This is a genomic window from Nocardioides sp. Leaf374, assembly GCF_916862475.1.
Taxonomy (GTDB): domain Bacteria; phylum Actinomycetota; class Actinomycetes; order Propionibacteriales; family Nocardioidaceae; genus Nocardioides; species Nocardioides kribbensis.
On sequence record NZ_CAKASO010000019.1, the window covers coordinates 19,868 to 35,527 of the forward strand.

General features: G+C 75.2%; 15 protein-coding genes. 5 read left to right on the plus strand and 10 right to left on the minus strand.

All coding sequences use genetic code 11. From position 1 onward, the window contains the following. The first annotated feature begins 3 nt into the window (after positions 1-3). Positions 4-780: an LppX_LprAFG lipoprotein gene (locus LPA27_RS10455; protein WP_056904472.1), complete on the plus strand. Its 777-nt coding sequence runs from the start codon at positions 4-6 to the stop codon at positions 778-780. Positions 781-895: 115 nt separating this feature from the next. Then, entirely contained in the window at positions 896-2,662 is a 1,767-nt protein-coding gene (locus LPA27_RS10460; protein WP_228942379.1) for an MFS transporter, read from the plus strand. Between the two features lie 89 nt (positions 2,663-2,751). Here LPA27_RS10460 and LPA27_RS10465 read toward each other — a convergent pair whose 3' ends face one another. Further along, on the minus strand, positions 2,752-3,675 hold the full coding sequence (locus tag LPA27_RS10465; protein ID WP_228942380.1) for a class I SAM-dependent methyltransferase: 924 nt from the start codon (positions 3,673-3,675) through the stop codon (positions 2,752-2,754). A 113-nt stretch (positions 3,676-3,788) separates the two neighbouring features. On the opposite strand from LPA27_RS10465, the gene LPA27_RS10470 reads away from it, so the two are divergent. Both LPA27_RS10470 and LPA27_RS10475 read left to right on the plus strand, forming a co-directional pair. Beyond that, positions 3,789-4,283, plus strand: coding sequence for a beta-class carbonic anhydrase (locus tag LPA27_RS10470; RefSeq protein WP_228942381.1), 495 nt, complete (start codon positions 3,789-3,791; stop codon positions 4,281-4,283). Between the two features lie 194 nt (positions 4,284-4,477). After that, complete coding sequence (locus LPA27_RS10475) at positions 4,478-4,690, plus strand: hypothetical protein (RefSeq protein ID WP_228942382.1); 213 nt, start codon at positions 4,478-4,480, stop codon at positions 4,688-4,690. A 28-nt stretch (positions 4,691-4,718) separates the two neighbouring features. On the opposite strand, the gene LPA27_RS10480 is transcribed toward LPA27_RS10475, so the two are convergent. The 4 genes from LPA27_RS10480 to LPA27_RS10495 all read right to left on the minus strand — a co-directional run bounded on the left by LPA27_RS10480 (position 4,719) and on the right by LPA27_RS10495 (position 9,033). Further along, entirely contained in the window at positions 4,719-5,744 is a 1,026-nt protein-coding gene (locus LPA27_RS10480) for a GNAT family N-acetyltransferase (RefSeq protein ID WP_228942383.1), read from the minus strand. A gap of 71 nt (positions 5,745-5,815) precedes the next feature. Further along, on the minus strand, positions 5,816-6,283 hold the full coding sequence (locus tag LPA27_RS10485) for a hypothetical protein (protein WP_056862571.1): 468 nt from the start codon (positions 6,281-6,283) through the stop codon (positions 5,816-5,818). 138 nt (positions 6,284-6,421) lie between these two features. Beyond that, positions 6,422-6,850 carry a hypothetical protein gene (locus LPA27_RS10490; protein ID WP_228942384.1) on the minus strand — a complete coding sequence of 143 codons (429 nt, stop codon included), beginning with the start codon at positions 6,848-6,850 and terminating at the stop codon, positions 6,422-6,424. Next, the gene (locus LPA27_RS10495; protein WP_082503107.1) at positions 6,847-9,033 is read right to left on the minus strand and encodes a DNA topoisomerase IV subunit B; all 2,187 of its coding nucleotides are present in this window, start codon (positions 9,031-9,033) and stop codon (positions 6,847-6,849) included. The genes LPA27_RS10490 and LPA27_RS10495 overlap by 4 nt, the downstream gene beginning before the upstream one ends. A gap of 347 nt (positions 9,034-9,380) precedes the next feature. On the opposite strand from LPA27_RS10495, the gene LPA27_RS10500 reads away from it, so the two are divergent. Beyond that, on the plus strand, positions 9,381-9,599 hold the full coding sequence (locus tag LPA27_RS10500; RefSeq protein WP_056862569.1) for a DUF7455 domain-containing protein: 219 nt from the start codon (positions 9,381-9,383) through the stop codon (positions 9,597-9,599). 84 nt (positions 9,600-9,683) lie between these two features. Here LPA27_RS10500 and egtD read toward each other — a convergent pair whose 3' ends face one another. The 5 genes from egtD to LPA27_RS10525 all read right to left on the minus strand — a co-directional run bounded on the left by egtD (position 9,684) and on the right by LPA27_RS10525 (position 15,574). Then, entirely contained in the window at positions 9,684-10,667 is a 984-nt protein-coding gene (gene egtD, locus LPA27_RS10505) for an L-histidine N(alpha)-methyltransferase (RefSeq protein ID WP_228942385.1), read from the minus strand. A gap of 1 nt (position 10,668) precedes the next feature. Further along, positions 10,669-11,322: an ergothioneine biosynthesis protein EgtC gene (gene egtC, locus LPA27_RS10510; protein WP_200918930.1), complete on the minus strand. Its 654-nt coding sequence runs from the start codon at positions 11,320-11,322 to the stop codon at positions 10,669-10,671. 31 nt (positions 11,323-11,353) lie between these two features. Continuing rightward, positions 11,354-12,733, minus strand: a complete 1,380-nt coding sequence (egtB, locus tag LPA27_RS10515; RefSeq protein WP_228942386.1) for an ergothioneine biosynthesis protein EgtB — start codon at positions 12,731-12,733, stop codon at positions 11,354-11,356. Beyond that, positions 12,726-14,012, minus strand: coding sequence for an ergothioneine biosynthesis glutamate--cysteine ligase EgtA (gene egtA / locus LPA27_RS10520; protein ID WP_056904478.1), 1,287 nt, complete (start codon positions 14,010-14,012; stop codon positions 12,726-12,728). The genes egtB and egtA overlap by 8 nt, the downstream gene beginning before the upstream one ends. Before the next feature lie 314 nt (positions 14,013-14,326). After that, positions 14,327-15,574, minus strand: a complete 1,248-nt coding sequence (locus tag LPA27_RS10525; RefSeq protein ID WP_228942387.1) for an MFS transporter — start codon at positions 15,572-15,574, stop codon at positions 14,327-14,329. Between the last annotated feature and the right edge of the window lie 86 nt (positions 15,575-15,660).

Genomic DNA, 15,660 nt, shown 5'->3' on the forward strand with positions numbered 1-15,660 from the left:
CCCATGCGTCTGCCCCGTCGTGCCCGCGTCGGCACCCCCGCCCCCCACCCGGCCCGCGCGGCCTCGGCCCGCCGCTCGGCCGGGCTCGCCGCCGGCGCCCTCCTGCTGACCGCGCTGAGCGCCTGCACCGGTGGCGGGGGCTCGGGGGCCGCCGGCGACGACGACGCGACCCCCGAGGAGGTGCTGGCCCAGGCCAAGGAGCAGCTCGACTCCACCCCGGGCGTGCACGTGGTCCTGACCTCCGACGGCCTGCCCGAGGGCGAGACCGGCCTGGTGGGCGCCGACGTGGTCGGCACCCACGAGCCGTCGCTGGCCCTGGAGGGCACCATCACCGTGCGCCTCAGCGGCATCGAGCCGGTCGTGCCGATCGTGGCGGTCGACGGCGAGACCTACGCCCAGCTGCCGCTGACCTCCGACTACCAGGTCGTCGACCCGTCGGACTACGGCGCGCCCGCCGACCCCGCGCAGCTGCTGTCGACCGACGCCGGGTTCTCGTCGCTGCTGACGCAGACCACCGACGTCGAGGCCGGTGACCAGGTGCGCGGCGGCGAGGACAACACCGAGGTGCTCACCGAGTACACCGGCACCGTGCCGGGCACCGCCGCCGCCAACATCCTGCCCACCGCCGAGGGCGACTTCGACGTCGCCTACACCGTCACCGACGACGGCGAGCTGCGCCAGATGGTCGTCACCGGAGCCTTCTACGGTGGCGACGACCAGGTGACCTACACCGTCGACTTCGACCAGTACGGCATCGAGCAGGAGATCACCGCCCCGTGAGGCCGGCGTGAGCGCCGGGTCGGCGGGGCCGGCCGGGTCGGCCGGGTCGGCGGGGTCTGCGGGGGCGGCCGGGCCGGCAGAGGGAGCGGGCCACCCCGGGCGCGCGACGCGCGTCATGCTCACCGTCGCCGCGGTCGCGGTGGCCTTCGCGGCCGCCGACACCTACGTCGTGGTGCTCGCCCTGGTCGACATGATGCGCGGGGTCGGCCTCTCCCCCGACCAGCTGCAGCGGGCGGCGCCGATCATCTCCGGCTTCCTGCTCGGCTACGTCGCGATGCTGCCCCTCATCGGCCGCATCGCCGACCTGCGCGGGCGCGTGCCGGTGCTGGTGGCCTGCCTGGTGCTCTTCGCCCTGGGCTCGCTGGTCACCGCGCTGGCCTACGACCTGCCCAGCATGGTCGCCGGCCGCTTCCTGCAGGGCGTCGGCGGCGGCGGTCTCGTGCCGGCCACGCTGGCCCTGGTGGCCGACCTCTACCCCAAGGACCGTCGCGCCGTGCCGCTCGGACTGGTCTCGGCGGTGCAGGAGATCGGCAGCGTGCTCGGCCCGCTGCTGGGCGCCGCCGTGCTCGCCGTGGCCGACTGGCGCGCCATCTTCCTGCTCAACCTCGCCGTCGGGCTGGTCCTGGCCGCGGCGGTGCGGGTGGTCGCGACCCGCACCGGTGGTCTCGCCGACCCGGGGCCCGGCCCCGGCGCGAGCGGAGGGCGCGACGTACGCCGACGGCTGCCGGACCCGCTCGGGGTGGTGCTGGCGCTGGCCGTGCTCGCCCTGGGGGCGCTGGTGTTCCTGCGGCCCACCCAGGTGCTGCGCGACGTCACCTGGGGTCAGGTCTTCATCCCCTACGCCGGTGACGGCCGCTGGCTGACCCCGGCCGGCGTGGCGACCATGGTGGCCCTGCTGCTCCTCGTCGTGCGCTGCGCGACGGCCCGCCACCCGCTGGTCGACCTGCGCGCGTGGACGCGGAGCCTGCGGGAGGCCGACGTCGTCGGCGCGCTGTTCCTCGCCGCGGCGCTCGGCGGGGTCATCCTCGCCTTCGCCACGGCCGACCCCAAGATCCAGGTCTTCTCCGACCAGGGGCTGTGGTACCTCCTCGGGGCCGGCGTCGCGGCCCTCGCGCTGGTCGTGCACCTGCGCCGCAGCCCGGCCCCGCTCGTGCCGCGCGGTGCGCTGCGCCGCACCCCCGCGTGGGGCGCGGTGCTGGTCTCCTTCTTCGTGGGCGCGGCGCTCATCGCCGCCCTCATCGACGTGCCGCTCTTCGCGCGCACCACGGCCTACCCCGACTCCCAGCTGATGGCGGCGCTGGTGCTGCTGCGCTTCCTCGTCGCGCTCCCGGTCGGGGCGGTGCTCGGCGGCTACCTCACCCGCAGCGTGCCGGCGGGCGTCGTCACCGCCGGCGGCATGGCGCTGGCGGCGATCGGCTTCGTGCTGATGTCGCGCTGGGACCTCGACACCCTCGAGGGCTGGTCCTACACGGTCGCGCTCGTCGTCGCGGGGCTCGGCTTCGGCCTCGCGCTGGCCCCCGTCAACGCCGCCGTGCTCGCCGCCACCGACGACGCGGTGCACGGCCTGGCCAGCGCCATGGTCGTCGTGGCCCGCATGGTCGGCATGCTGGTCGGCATCTCCGCCCTCACCACGATCGGCCTGCGCCGCTACTACGCCGAAGAGGAGTCCATCCCCTCCATCGTGGAGGTCTGCGGCGAGGGCGTGGGGCGGTGCCAGGAGTTCAGCGACCTGCTGCGCCTGGCGGGCATCGCCCAGGAGCAGACGGTGTTCCTCGGCGCCGCGGTGTGCGCCGCGATCGCCGGCGTGCTCGCCCTGGTGGTCCTCCGCACCGCCGACACCCGCTCGGTCGACGCCGCCACGCTGCCGCCCCGCGGGGCCTGACCCCGCCCGCCCCGGACGCGCACGTCAGGCGCATCGTGGAGTCGCATCCACCCTTCGCACGACGTCCCCCGTGGGCGGCGGCGGTCGCCTCAGCCCCGACGACCGACCGCCAGCAGGGCCTCGGTCTCGAAGGCGAGCTCCCCGTCGTGCACGAGGGCCGCCACGTGGTGGTCGTAGGCGGCGCGCAGCCGGAGGCGGGTCGCGTCGTCCTGGGCGCACACGGTGGCGCCGATGCCGCCGATGCCCGCGCTGGCGCCCTCCCACAGCGACGCCGGGTCGCCCCGGTGGGTCCACCGCACCGCCTCGACCGCCACCTCGAGACCCGTCGCGGCCACCAGCTCGGCGAGGCCGTCGGGCGTGCGAGGGAAGTCGCGGTCGGGCGGCAGCCCCACCGAGGGCGGGGTCACCACCCCGGCCTCGGCGAGCACGGCGGCCCAGAGCCGCGACTGCGTGTTCTGCCCCGAGGGCCAGATCGTCACCGCGAGGCGCCCACCGGGCGCCACCAGCCCCGCGAGCTCGGCCACGCCGGCGCGCGGATCGGCGAGGTGGTTGACCACGAAGCCCGCCACGACGACGTCGAAGGCGCCCTCGTCGTACGGCAGACCGGGCAGGCCCGCCCGCGCCACGTCGGCCTCGGGCACCGCCCGCTCGGTCCACGCCACCATGGCCGCGTCGGGGTCGACCGCGGTGACCTGCGCGCCACGGGCGACGGCTGCGGCCGCCACCGACCCGGTGCCGGTGCCGACGTCGAGCAGCCGCGGGCGACCACGACCACCGGTGCCGGTGACCGGTGCCGCCGGCCCGCTCGCAGCACGCCGCGGCGACAGGTCGTCGCGACCGACGCCGGCGGCGTCGAGCAGCGGCTCCACGGCACCGGCGCAGAGCAGGGCGAAGGTCTGGGCGTAGGTCGCGGCCACGTCGGACCAGCCGACCCCCGTGGCCGGGTCACGCAGCGGCCCGCCGTCGGAGGGTGCGGGGCGGTGGGGGGCGGTCTGGCCGGGCTGGTGGGGCACCGGGCGAGGCTAGCGGCGCCCGGCGCGGTGAGCGGCGTCGGTGTGACCTGTGTCGCGGTCCACGGTGCGACAGCGCCCTCCCCCGCCGTGGCGTCCTCCGCTAGTTTCGGGGTGTGGCTGACTTCGACGACCTGATGAGCGCCAACCGCACCTTCGCCGAGGACTTCCGCTACGGCGGGTTCGACGGCGTCGCCGCAGCCGGTGTGGCCCTCGTGACGTGCATGGACTCGCGCATCGACCCCCTCGGCATGATCGGCCTCGTCCCCGGCGACGCCAAGATCTTCCGCAACCCCGGCGGGCGGGTGACCCCGCAAGCCCTGGAGGCCCTCGTGCTGGGCGTGCACCTGCTCAACGTGCAGCGCGTGCTCGTGGTGCCCCACACCCGCTGTGCCGTGGCCAGCAACTCCGAGGCCGAGCTCCGCGAGCGCGTGGCGGCCTCTGCGGGCCAGGACGCCTCGTGGCAGCAGTTCCACGTGGTCGAGGACCAGGTCGCCGCGCTGGCCGAGGACGTCGCCAAGGTCCGCAGCCACCCGCTCGTGCCCGACTCCGTGCTGGTCGGCGGCTTCCTCTACGACGTCGACTCCGGGCTGCTCGAGCAGAAGGTCTGACCCTCCCCTGCCCTCCCCTGCCCGCCCCGGACGCACCGGCGGGCCCCGCAAGCATCCGTGGGTTGATCGAACGTTCGATCAACCCACGGACGGCCCCAGGAGGCTGAGCACCCCGTCGTCTCCGCGGTGCGACGCTCAGCGAGCGTTTCGGCCCGGCACAGCCCCGGCACAGCCGACGGGCGTTGCCTGGGGGCATGGACATCGTCAGCACCACCGCCCCCGACCAGCCCGTCGCCGACCCGGCGTCCTCGCTCGCCGACACCCGGAGCGCTCCGGCCGGCGGCGGCCCCGGGGACGGCGACACCGCCGTCACCCTGCCCGGGGTCGTCACGCTCGGCACCGAGCGCCCCGGCCGCTCCTGGTACGTCGTGCCCCCGGCCCGGCCGCACCCCACGGCCGCGGCCTAGGCGCTCCGCCCGGCGGCCGGACCGGCCGTCACCGCAGCCGCCCGAGCACCACCTGGTCGTCGCGCACCCCGGCACCCAGGACCCGCCAGCCCTCGCGCTCGTACAACCGGCGCGCAGGGTCCCCGGGGTCCGCCGTGGTCATGAGCAGCAGCCGCTCGTGCTCCGTGGAGTCCACGAGGGCACGCAGCAGCGCCGTGCCGAGGCCGCGCCGACGCGCGTGCGCGGACACCGCCAGGCTCACCACCTCCAGGTGCCCGCCGAGCCACGTCGCGGCCGTGGACCGCGGGAGCCGCCGCTCGACCTCGTCGGTCCACCACTGCCCACGCTCACCCGTGTAAGCGTGGGCCGCACCGACCAGGGTGTCCCCGTCGTGGGCACGGGCCACACGGAAGTCCTCGCGCGACCGGTGCCGCAGCCAGACGTCCCGGAGCCACGCCGCGTGGTCCTGGGCGTCGCCGAAGACCTGCTGGTAGAGCGCCCACACCTCCCGCCCGACCCCTGGTCCAGGCTCGGCCGTCACCCGCACGCCACGAGCCGACCGCACCGCGCCCGCCACGGCGACCACGTCCACCGGCCCCGTCGCGTCGACCTCGACCACCGGCCAGCCGCCCGCGACCGGCTCCAGCGCCCGACCGCCCCACAGCTCGTCCTCGTCGCGGCCCGCGGCGGGGTCGGTCGAGGCGGCGGCACGCTCGGCGTAGCGGCGCCGCAGCACCGCCGTGGGGGCCGACAGGTGCACCTCCACCACCGCCCCCGGGAGCGCGGCGAGACGGGCCCTGGCCCAGTCCTGGTCGACCCAGACGCTGTCGAGCACCGTGCCGGTGGCGCCGCCCTCGGCCACGGAGGCCTCGGCGAGGTCCACCAGGGCCCGCACCGAAGCCCGGCCGAGGCGTCGCGACGCCTCGACGTCGTCGCCGCCGTCGGGGTCGAGGCTGCGCCTGAGGGCGTGCTTGAGGACGTCCTTGGCCAGCAGCGGCAGACCCAGCTCGCGAGCCAGCCGGGATGCGAAGGAGGACTTGCCGACGGCCGGTGGGCCGCTCACCACGACGTGCACGACGCCCACCTCAGCAGAGCCGACGGTCGGGCGCTGCCCTCAGGGCGCTTCGACGGCGCTGCCGCGGGGCGTCAGCCCGTGGGCTGCTCCCACACCCGACGGGTGCCGAGGGCCACGCGCTGCTCGCCCAGGCTCAGCTCGCCCTCCACCCAGCTCGGGCGGTAGGGCACGACCACGACGAGGGCCGGGCCGCCGTCACGGTGCTCCAGCTCCACGCGGATCGCGTCGCCGCCGTCGACGCTCGTGTCGACCACGACGCCTGCGCCCAGGAGGGACCCGCGCTGCTCCCTGGCCGCCGACACCAGCAGCGGCAGCAGGTCGGAGGCCTTCGGGCGGGGGCCGCTGACGCGGGGGTCGACCCACGACAGCTGCGGGCGGCGGTCGTCGCCGAGGAGCACCGCGAAGGGCTGGAACCCCTCCCGCTTGGCGAGGGCGTCGCTCGCGGTGCGGACGGCGAGCACGACCATCGCGTCGAGGTCGCCCTGCACGGGCGCTGGGGTGGTCTCTCGCCACGCCACGGTGGGTGCGTCGTTCTCCATGGCCCCGACCCTACGACGGCGCGCTGCCGGCCACGCACCCCGCGCCCCGGCCGCGACTCAGGCGGCCGCCACCGGGTCGACCCGGCGCCACACCCAGACCGGAGTCACACCCAGACCGGAGTCACACCCAGACCGGAGTCACACCCAGATCTGTCGCGAGCCCTCCGCGACCGAGGAGGAGCCGAGGGTCACCTTCGTGCGCCGCCGGTCGAGGGTGTAGGGCACCAGCACCTCCAGCGCCGGACCGTCGCGGTGCTCGAGCTCGACGCGCACGGCCTCGGAGCCGTCGACGCTCACCGGGTAGACCAGCGCCGTGGCCCGCAGCGTGTCGCGCGAGGCGTGCAGGCCGGCCACCAGCACGTCGAGCACCTCGCCGGCCTGCGGGTGCGAGCCGACGTCGTCGGCGCCGACGAGCGCGAGCCCCTCGGCGTCGGCGCTGAGGCCGAAGGGGTAGAACTCCCCCGACTCCTCCAGCAGGGCCTGGGCCCGGGTGACGGCCTCGCCGGCCAGGGAGTCGAGGTCGTCACGGACCGGCTCGGAGGCCGCGTCGCGCCACGGCGCGCTCATGCGTCCAGCGCTTCCACGTCGACGTCGTAGGCACCTTGCACGATGAACTCCTTGCGTGGGGCGACCTCGGAGCCCATGAGGAGCTCGAAGACCTGGGAGGCGACGTCGGCGTCGTCGACGGTGATGCGGCGCAGCGTGCGGTGGCGCGGGTCCATGGTGGTCTCGGCCAGCTGGTCGGCGTCCATCTCGCCCAGCCCCTTGTAGCGCTGGACGGGGTCCTTCCACCGCACGTTCTTCTTGGACAGCTCCGCGAGCTTGCGCTGCAGCTCGTCGTCGGAATAGGTGTAGACGTACTTGTCCATGCCCTTCTTCGGGTTGGACAGCTCGATGCGGTGCAGGGGCGGCACCGCGGAGTAGACCCTCCCCTCCGCGATCAGGTCGGGCATGTACTTGAAGAAGAGGGTGGCGAGGAGGCAGCGGATGTGGGCGCCGTCGGAGTCGGCGTCGGCCATGAAGATGATCCGCCCGTAGCGCCGCGCCTCCATCTCGAAGGTGCGGCCCGAGCCGGCGCCGACCACCTGGATGATCGAGGCGCACTCGGTGTTCTTCAGCATGTCGCCGACCGAGGCCTTCTGCACGTTGAGGATCTTGCCGCGGATCGGCAGCAGCGCCTGGAACTCGGAGTTGCGGGCCAGCTTGGCCGTGCCGAGGGCGGAGTCGCCCTCGACGATGAACAGCTCGGTGCGGTCGTTGTCGTTGGCCCGGCAGTCGGCGAGCTTGGAGGGCAGGGCCGAGGACTCCAGGGCGTTCTTGCGGCGCTGGGTCTCCTTGTGCTGGCGCGCGGCGATGCGGGTCCTGGACGCCCCGACCACCTTCTCCATCACCAGCTTGGCCTGGGCCTTCTCCTCGCGCCTGGTCGAGGTGAGGAAGGTCTTGAGCTCGGCGGCCACGACCTTGCGCACCACCGAGCGCGCTGCCGGCGTGCCGAGGATCTCCTTGGTCTGGCCCTCGAACTGCGGCTCGGCCAGGCGCACGGTGACGACGCCAGTGAGGCCCTCGAGCACGTCGTCCTTGATGACGTCGGCGTCGTTGACCTTGAGCGCCTTGGTGGCGCGCATGACGTCGTTGAAGGTCTTGGTCACCGCCTGCTCGAAGCCGCTGAGGTGCGTGCCGCCCTTGGGGGTGGCGATGACGTTGACGAAGGAGCGCAGCTCGGTGTCGTAGCCCGTGCCCCACCGCACCGCGACGTCGACGTGCAGCTCGCGCTCGATCTCCTGCGGCGTCATGTGGCCGTGCTCGTCGAGCAGCGGCACGGTCTCGGTGAAGGTGTCCATGCCCTGCAGCCGCAGCACCGAGGTGACCGCCTCGTCAGCGGCGAGGAACTCGGTGAACTCCGAGATGCCGCCGTCGTGGCGGAAGGACTCCTCCACCGGCTCGGCACCGCGCAGGTCGCGCAGCACCAGCTCGAGGCCCGGGACGATGAAGGAGGTCTGGCGCGCGCGGGTGACCAGCTCGTCGTAGACGAACTGCGCCTCCTTGGTGAAGATCTGCCGGTCGGGCCAGAAGCGGATGCGGGTGCCGGAGCGGCCCTTGGCCACCCGGGCGCCCTTGCGGGTCAGCCCCGAGCGGGGCTCGAAGCCCGCGCCGCGACCGCTCGGACCCAGCCCGTCGGCGTCGAAGACGCCGGGCACGCCGCGCTGGAAGGAGATGCCCTGGACCGCCGGGGAGCGCTCGACGTCGACGTCCATGCGCGAGGACAGCGCGTTGACCACCGAGAGCCCCACGCCGTGCAGGCCGCCGGTCGCGACGTAGGACCCGCCGCCGAACTTGCCGCCCGCGTGGAGCTTGGTGGCCACCACCTCGACTCCGGGCAGCCCCGTCTTGGGCTCCTTGTCGGTCGGGATGCCGCGCCCGTCGTCGTGGACCTCGGCGGAGCCGTCGGGGTGCAGGGTGACCTCGACCCGGTGCGCCGCACCCGCCAGGGCCTCGTCGACGCCGTTGTCGATGATCTCCCACAGGCAGTGCATGAGCCCCCGCGTGTCGGTGGAGCCGATGTACATGCCCGGTCGCTTGCGCACCGCCTCCAGCCCCTCGAGGACCAGCAGGTGGGCGGCGTTGTAGGTGTTGTCGGCGATCGTGGGGCTCCTGCGCGGTCCGGGGTCGGCAATCCGGGGTGGTGTCGGTGCCGAATCTACCGGTGAGGCACCGACAGTCTCCGCAGGCTCGCCCCTCCCCGGGTCCATCACGATGTGGACACGAACACGACCGGATATCGGCCGGTCCGCCCGGGAGGCGCCCGCAGGGGTGAGACTGTCGGGACGGTATCTGGGACAAGATCCGATCCAGAGGCCGACAACACCTCAGCACCGACGCTCCACCGCCGAACCCCTTCTCGAGGGCCGCAGCAGACCGGGCCCGCGACACCGACGTCGCGGCGCACCAGCAGCCCCGGCCGGGGAGACGCACCGCACCACTCAGGCACCACCGAGGCAGCACGAGGACCACGTGTCCGGGGCCACACGGCTCCGGGAATCTTGGCCCCCGCCGCTACGTTGAGATCAACACCGGATGATCTAGAAATGAGGCCGATGTGACTACTGCACTTGCCCCCAGCTCTGCGCTGACTGCCGCAGACCGCTGCGACCGTTGCGGCGCCCAGGCCTACCTCCGTGTGGAGCTCCAGTCGGGCGGTGAGCTGCTCTTCTGCGCCCACCACGCCCGGGAGCACGGTGACAAGCTCAAGGAGGTCGCGGCGAACGTCGTCGACGAGACCCACAAGCTCAGCGGCTCCCCCGCCGCCGGCTCCTGAGCTGACACCGACCCACGCGGTCCCACCCCACCTACGCCCCGACGGCCCCGGACTCCACGTCCGGGGCCGTCGGCGTTCCCGGACTCAGGCCGGGCGCGACAGCGAGAGCGCGAAGTCGCCGGCCGGGTCGATCCACCACTCCTCGACCCGCAGGCCCGCGGCGGCCAGCTCGGCCTCGACGCCCTCGCGGCGGAACTTCGTGGAGATCTCGGTGCGCATCTGCTCCCCGGCGGCGAAGCGGACCTCCAGGTCGAGGGCCACCAGGCGCACCGTCTGCTCGCGCAGCGACTCCAGGCGCATCTCGACCCACTCGTGCTCGGGCACCCAGACCGCGCGGTGGGCGAAGGCGTCGACGTCGAAGTCGGCGCCCAGGCTGCGGTTGATCACGTGCAGCACGTTCTGGTTGAAGGCGGCGGTGACGCCCGCGGCGTCGTCGTAGGCCCGCTCGAGCCGCTCGACCGGCTTGACCAGGTCGGTGCCGAGCAGGAAGCAGCCGTCCTCGCCGAGCACGCCCCGCACACCGGCGAGGAAGGAGCGGCGCTGGTCGGGGTCGAGGTTGCCGATGGTGGACCCGAGGAAGGCGACCGCGGTGCGCGGGTGGCGGGGCAGCTCGCCGAGGTGCTTCTCGAAGTCGCCCACCTCGGGCTCGACGGCCAGGCCCGGGAAGTCGGTGTGCACGGCGAGGCTCGCCTCCTCGAGCACCACCGGGTCGACGTCGAAGGGCACGAAGCGGCGCAGCGTGCCGGCCTCGGTCATCGCCTCGAGCAGCAGACGGGTCTTCTCCGAGGTGCCGCTGCCCAGCTCCAGCAGGGTCTCGGCTCCGGCGGCCGCGGCGACCGCGCGGGCCTGCGTCTCCAGGATGGCGCGCTCGGTGCGGGTCGGGTAGTACTCCGGCAGCCGCGTGATCTGGTCGAAGAGCTCGCTGCCGCGACCGTCGTAGAAGTACTTCGGCGGCAGCACCTTGGGGCTGCGGGCCAGCCCGTCGCGCACGTCGTCGGCCATCTGCCGGGCCAGGGCGCCGGGGTCGAGGTGGACGCCCATGGCGCCGGGGGTCTCGGGGGCGGGCATGTCAGCTCTCCAGGGGGGTCACGGCGACCCCGGACGAGGTCACCTCGATCAGGTGTCGGTCGGGCACGTCGACCCAGCGCGGGTCGTCGTCCCAGGGCTCGCTGGCCACGGCCACCCCGTCGGGCTCGACCAGGTAGGACAGCGGGTCGCCCCACGTCGTGGCGAGCACGCGCTCGCCGTCGCCCAGCAGCAGGTTGAGGTACGCCGCAGGCGCCCGCTCGGCCACGGCGAGCACGGTGGCGGCCAGCCGGTCGGGCCCCTCGGCGAGCACGTGGGCGGCGAGCACGGCCGAGTCACAGACCGACTCGGCCGCGTGGGTCGCCGGCAGCGCGGCGCGGTCGACCGACCCGTTGTGCGAGAGCAGCCAGCGACCGTCGGTGAAGGGCGCGGCGGCGGTCTCGTCGGCCGGCATCCCCACGGTCGCCGAGCGCACCGCGGCGACCACGGCCCCGGAGGTCAGCACCGGCGCGACCGAGGCGAAGGACGGGTCGGCCCACAGCGGGCGCGAGGAGCGCCAGCGCACCGGCTCCCCCCGGTCGGGGGCGAAGAAGCCGACGCCCCAGCCGTCGGCGTTCATCAGGCCGCGGGCCTGGCGGCGCGGCGCGTAGGACTGGGTGAGCAGGCCGTGCGGCGGGCGGAGCACGAGGTCGGCCACGCTCCGGGGCTCCCCCAGCCACGCCAGGTGCCTACACACCGTCCCACGCCAGTCGCAGGCCGCTGAAGATCTGTCGCCGCTGCGGGTGGTCCCAGTTGCGGAAGGACGGGCGGATGCTCGCCCCGCCAACGGCCCACGACCCGCCGCGCAGCACGCGGTAGTCGCCGCCGAAGAAGGGGGCGCTGTAGTCGGCGTACAGCATCGGGGCGAAGCCCGGCCAGGGCTCGAAGCCCGAGGTGGTCCACTCCCACACCTCGCCGACCATCTGCTCCACGCCGTAGGCCGAGGCACCGGCGGGGTAGGCACCGACCGGGGCGGGGCGCAGCGCGTCGCCGCCGAGGTTGGCCAGGGCGGGGGTCCACTCGCTGTCGCCCCACGGCCAGCGGCGCCGCCGGCCCAGGGCGGGGTCCCAGACGCAGGCCTTCTCCCACTCCTGCTCGGTGGGCAGGCGGGCGCCGGCCCAGGCGGCGTAGGCCTCGGCCTCGAAGAAGCACACGTGCTGCACGGGCTCGTCGGGCGGCACGTCCTCGACCACGCCGAAGCGGCGCCGCGAGCCGTCGGGCGACCAGAACTGCGGCCGCTCCAGGCCAGCCTCGAGCCGGTGGGCCCAGCCGCGCTCGGACCACCAGGCGGGGTCGTCGTAGCCCCCCGCGGCCATGAACGCGGCCCACTCGGCGTTGGTGACCGGGCGCCGCGCGATCGAGAAGGCCGGCAGGTCGACCACGTGGGCCGGGCGCTCGTTGTCGAGGGAGTCGGGCTCCGCGGTGCCGTCGACGCCGAGCACGAAGGGCCCGGCGGGCACGGGCACGGCGTCGGCCGGCAGCGGGCGGCCCGGCGGCAGGGGCGCACCCGCGCCCAGCAGCGGGGTGCCGTCGCGCAGCTGGTGGGTGGCGAGCATGGTCTCGACGTGCTGCTGCTCGTGCTGCTCGACCATCGCGAAGGCGAAGAGCGCCTCGGCGTCGTCGACGGCGGCGGCCTCGAGCTTGTCGAGCACGCGCCCGCGCACGTCGGCGAGGTAGGACCGCGCCTCGCGCGGCGTGAGCAGCGGCAGGCCCACGCGCGTCGCACGGGGGTGCTCGAAGGCGTCGTAGAGCTTCTCGATGCGCGCGGGCAGGAGGCCCTGGGCCTCGGTGCGCCCACCGCGCAGCAGCCAGAGGTCCTCCTGCTGTCCGATGTGGGCGAGGTCCCAGACCAGCGGGCTCATCAAGGGGCTGTGCTGCGCCGTCAGCTCCGGCTCGTCGAGGTCGGTGAGGCCCAGGGTGCGCACGCGCGAGGCCTCCAGGCCGCGGGCGGCGCGCTCGCGGAGGTCCAGCGAGGTGCCAGGGGTGGCGCCGAGGGCCGGGTCGGGAGTGGGGTCGGGAGTGACGTCGGGGGTGACGTCGTGGGTGGTGCGGGCGGCGGGGTCAGGCACGGGCTTCCTCCTCGAGCAGGGCCAGCGGGCCCCGGGTGTCGGCGACCGCGCGCAGCTCCTGGCCCGGCGAGGAGCCGTCGGCGACCAGCGTCGCGAGGGCCTCGAGCTCGGTGCGCAGTCCTGCGGGGGCGCGGCGGGCGGCCAGGTCGGTGCAGCCGGCGACGGCGCGGCGCAGGTCAGGGTCGGTCACGCCGTCGCGGGCGGCGCGCTCCCAGGCACCCGCCACGGGCTCGCACAGCTCCGCGGCGAGGTCGGCGGCCACGGGGTCGTCGACGAGGCCGACGACCAGGGCGGCCACCGCGGGCCACCAGCGGTCGGGCAGGGCGTCGACGCAGCGGATCTCGACGTACCCACGCGGGCGCACCGGCGGGAAGAGCGTGGTCAGGTGGTAGTCGAGGTCGGTGAGCGTGGCCGGACGACCGATGAGCGCGGGGTCGCGCAGCCAGGCCGCGAAGGTGACCCGCTCGGTGATCGCGCGCATCGCCGCACCCTCGCGCACCAGCATCACGGGGGCGTCGAGGGCGTAGAGCGCCCAGGCCACGCCCGGCTCGCCGGAGGTGACAGGATCGCTGCGCCCGGAGTCGATGCCCTGCCAGGTCTCCTGGCGCATCGAGCTCCAGCCCGAGCTGCGCCCACCGAGGTACGGCGAGCCCGCCGAGGCCGCCACCAGCACTGGCACCAGCGAGCGCAGCAGCGCGAGCCGGTCAGACCAGCCCGCGGCGGGACCCGCGTCGAGGTTGACCTGCAGGGCGGCGGTGGCCGTCATCATGGCCAGCCCGGCGCCGGCGCAGGAGCGCGCGGCGAAGTGGCGCTCCATGGCGTCGTAGCGGGCGTGGGGGTTGACCCGGCGCGGCGGGCGCACGGGGTCGGCGCCCAGCGGCACGGCGGCGTAGCCGCGGGCGGCCAGGGCTGCGCGCAGCACGTCGCGGTCGGCCCGCAGCGCGGCCACGGAGCTGACGACGTCGGCGTGGGGCGGGGTGGAGAGCTCCAGCTGTCCCCCGGGCTCGAGGGTGACCGAGCTGCCCGACGGCATGGCGGGCATCGCCGCCACGAGCGCCATCACGTCGGCCCAGGCGACCCGCTCCGCGGGGCGCGCCAGGTCGACCAGGTGCAGCTCCAGCTCCAGCCCGACGCGGCCCACCGGGCCGTCGGCGAGCGCCTGGGCCGCGACGTACGCCGCCGCGGCGGCCACCGCGTCGCGTCCGCTGAGGACGTCGGCGTCGGCGAGGGTCTGCAGGCTCGGCTCGGGTGGCGCGAGGTGCGAGGTGTGGGTGGTCATGACGGAAACGGGCCCCCTCCTGGTCCGGACCGGTCGGATCGACCGCGGGTCGGTGTTGGGGCGGCCTGGCTGCGACCGTCCTCTGGCCCCACTCAACCTCACCGGCCCAACTTCTGCACCCCCTCGGGTGGGTGAGTCGGCGGGGCCGGCCCCGGACGTGGGCACCGCTGCCTCCTGCGGGACGTCATGCGCTGCGTGGATGCGCATCCACTCCCCGCATGACGTCAGCCTCGGGCGCCCGCGCGACAGCCGCCCCCGCGCGCACCACGGGACGTCATGCGCTGCGTGGATGCGCATCCACCCCCCGCATGACGTCAGCCTCGGGCCCCGGCGGTGCCGCGGCGCTCGACGACGAGCTGGGCGACGAAGGAGGCCAGCGCGATCAGGGCGACCCCGCCGGCGAAGCCGAGGGTGGCCTCGCGCAGCCCCCAGCGCAGCGACGCCGCGCCGAGCAGCACGACAGGCAGGGAGATGGCGAGGTAGGCCACGAGGAAGAAGCTGGTGACCGTGCGTGCGCGATCGGCGGCCGGGGCGGCGGCGGTGATCGCCGCGGTGCCGGCGCGGAAGGCCAGGGCCTGCCCGACGCCGATCACCGCCAGCGCCGCGACCAGCACGGCCACCGACTCGGCCAGCAGCGCCGCGGCCAGCACCGCGGCGCCCAGCACGAGCACCAGGCAGCCGGAGGTGAGGGCGATCCGGGTCGCGACGCCGCGCAGGCCCACCTGGGCCAGGGCGGAGGCGGCGAAGAGGGTCAGCACGACGAACCCGACCGCCGCCCGGTCGCTCACCCCGAGCACCTGGCCCAGGATGCCGGCCGTGGCGCCGGTGACCAGCCCGAGCGCGGCGAAGGCCGCGAAGGCCGCCAGTGAGGCCGGCACGAAGACCGCGCGGGCCTCGGCGGCCACGCTCGGGCGCTCGGGTCGCAGGGAGGCGCCCGGGGCCACGACCACCTCGCGCGCCAGCAGCAGGGCCGGCACCGCGAGCGCGAGCAGGCCGAGGTGCACGACGTACGCCGTGACCAGCGGGGCCGGGGCCAGCTCGGAGACCAGCCCGGCCAGCGGCGGGCCGAGGCCGAGGCCGGTCATGTTGACCACCGTGGCCAGCAGCGACGCGCGGGCCTGGCCGCCCTCGGGTGCGAGCTCGACGAGGTAGACGGTGCCCGTGGTCGTGGCGATGCCGGCACTGAGGCCGGAGAGCACGCGCCCGAGGTAGAGGCCCGAGAGGTCGGGGGTGGTGGCGAAGAGCAGCGTGCTGAGCGCCGAGACCGCCACGGCGACCAGCAGCAGCCGTCGGCGTCCCAGCGCGTCGGAGGCGCGTCCCAGCAGCAGCAGCGCGGCGAGCACCCCCACGGCGTAGGCCGCGAACACCAGGGTCACCGTGGCCTGGCCGAAGCCGAGGTCGGCCTCGTAGAGCGGGTAGAGGGGCGTCGGGAGGGTCGCGCCGAGCATCACCACCAGGAAGGCGAAGGCGACGCCGGCCGCCCCGGCGCGGGGGCCACCGCGCCCCGCCGCCGTCGGTGCGGTGGAGGTCGTCGGGGTGGTCGGGGTGCTCCGGGAGGTCACAGGGGTCCAAGGCCGGTCCCGCCCCCGGCATTCCTGGGCGCTCCCCCGAGCGGCGCCGGAGGCCCGCCAGGAACCGCCGGGCAACA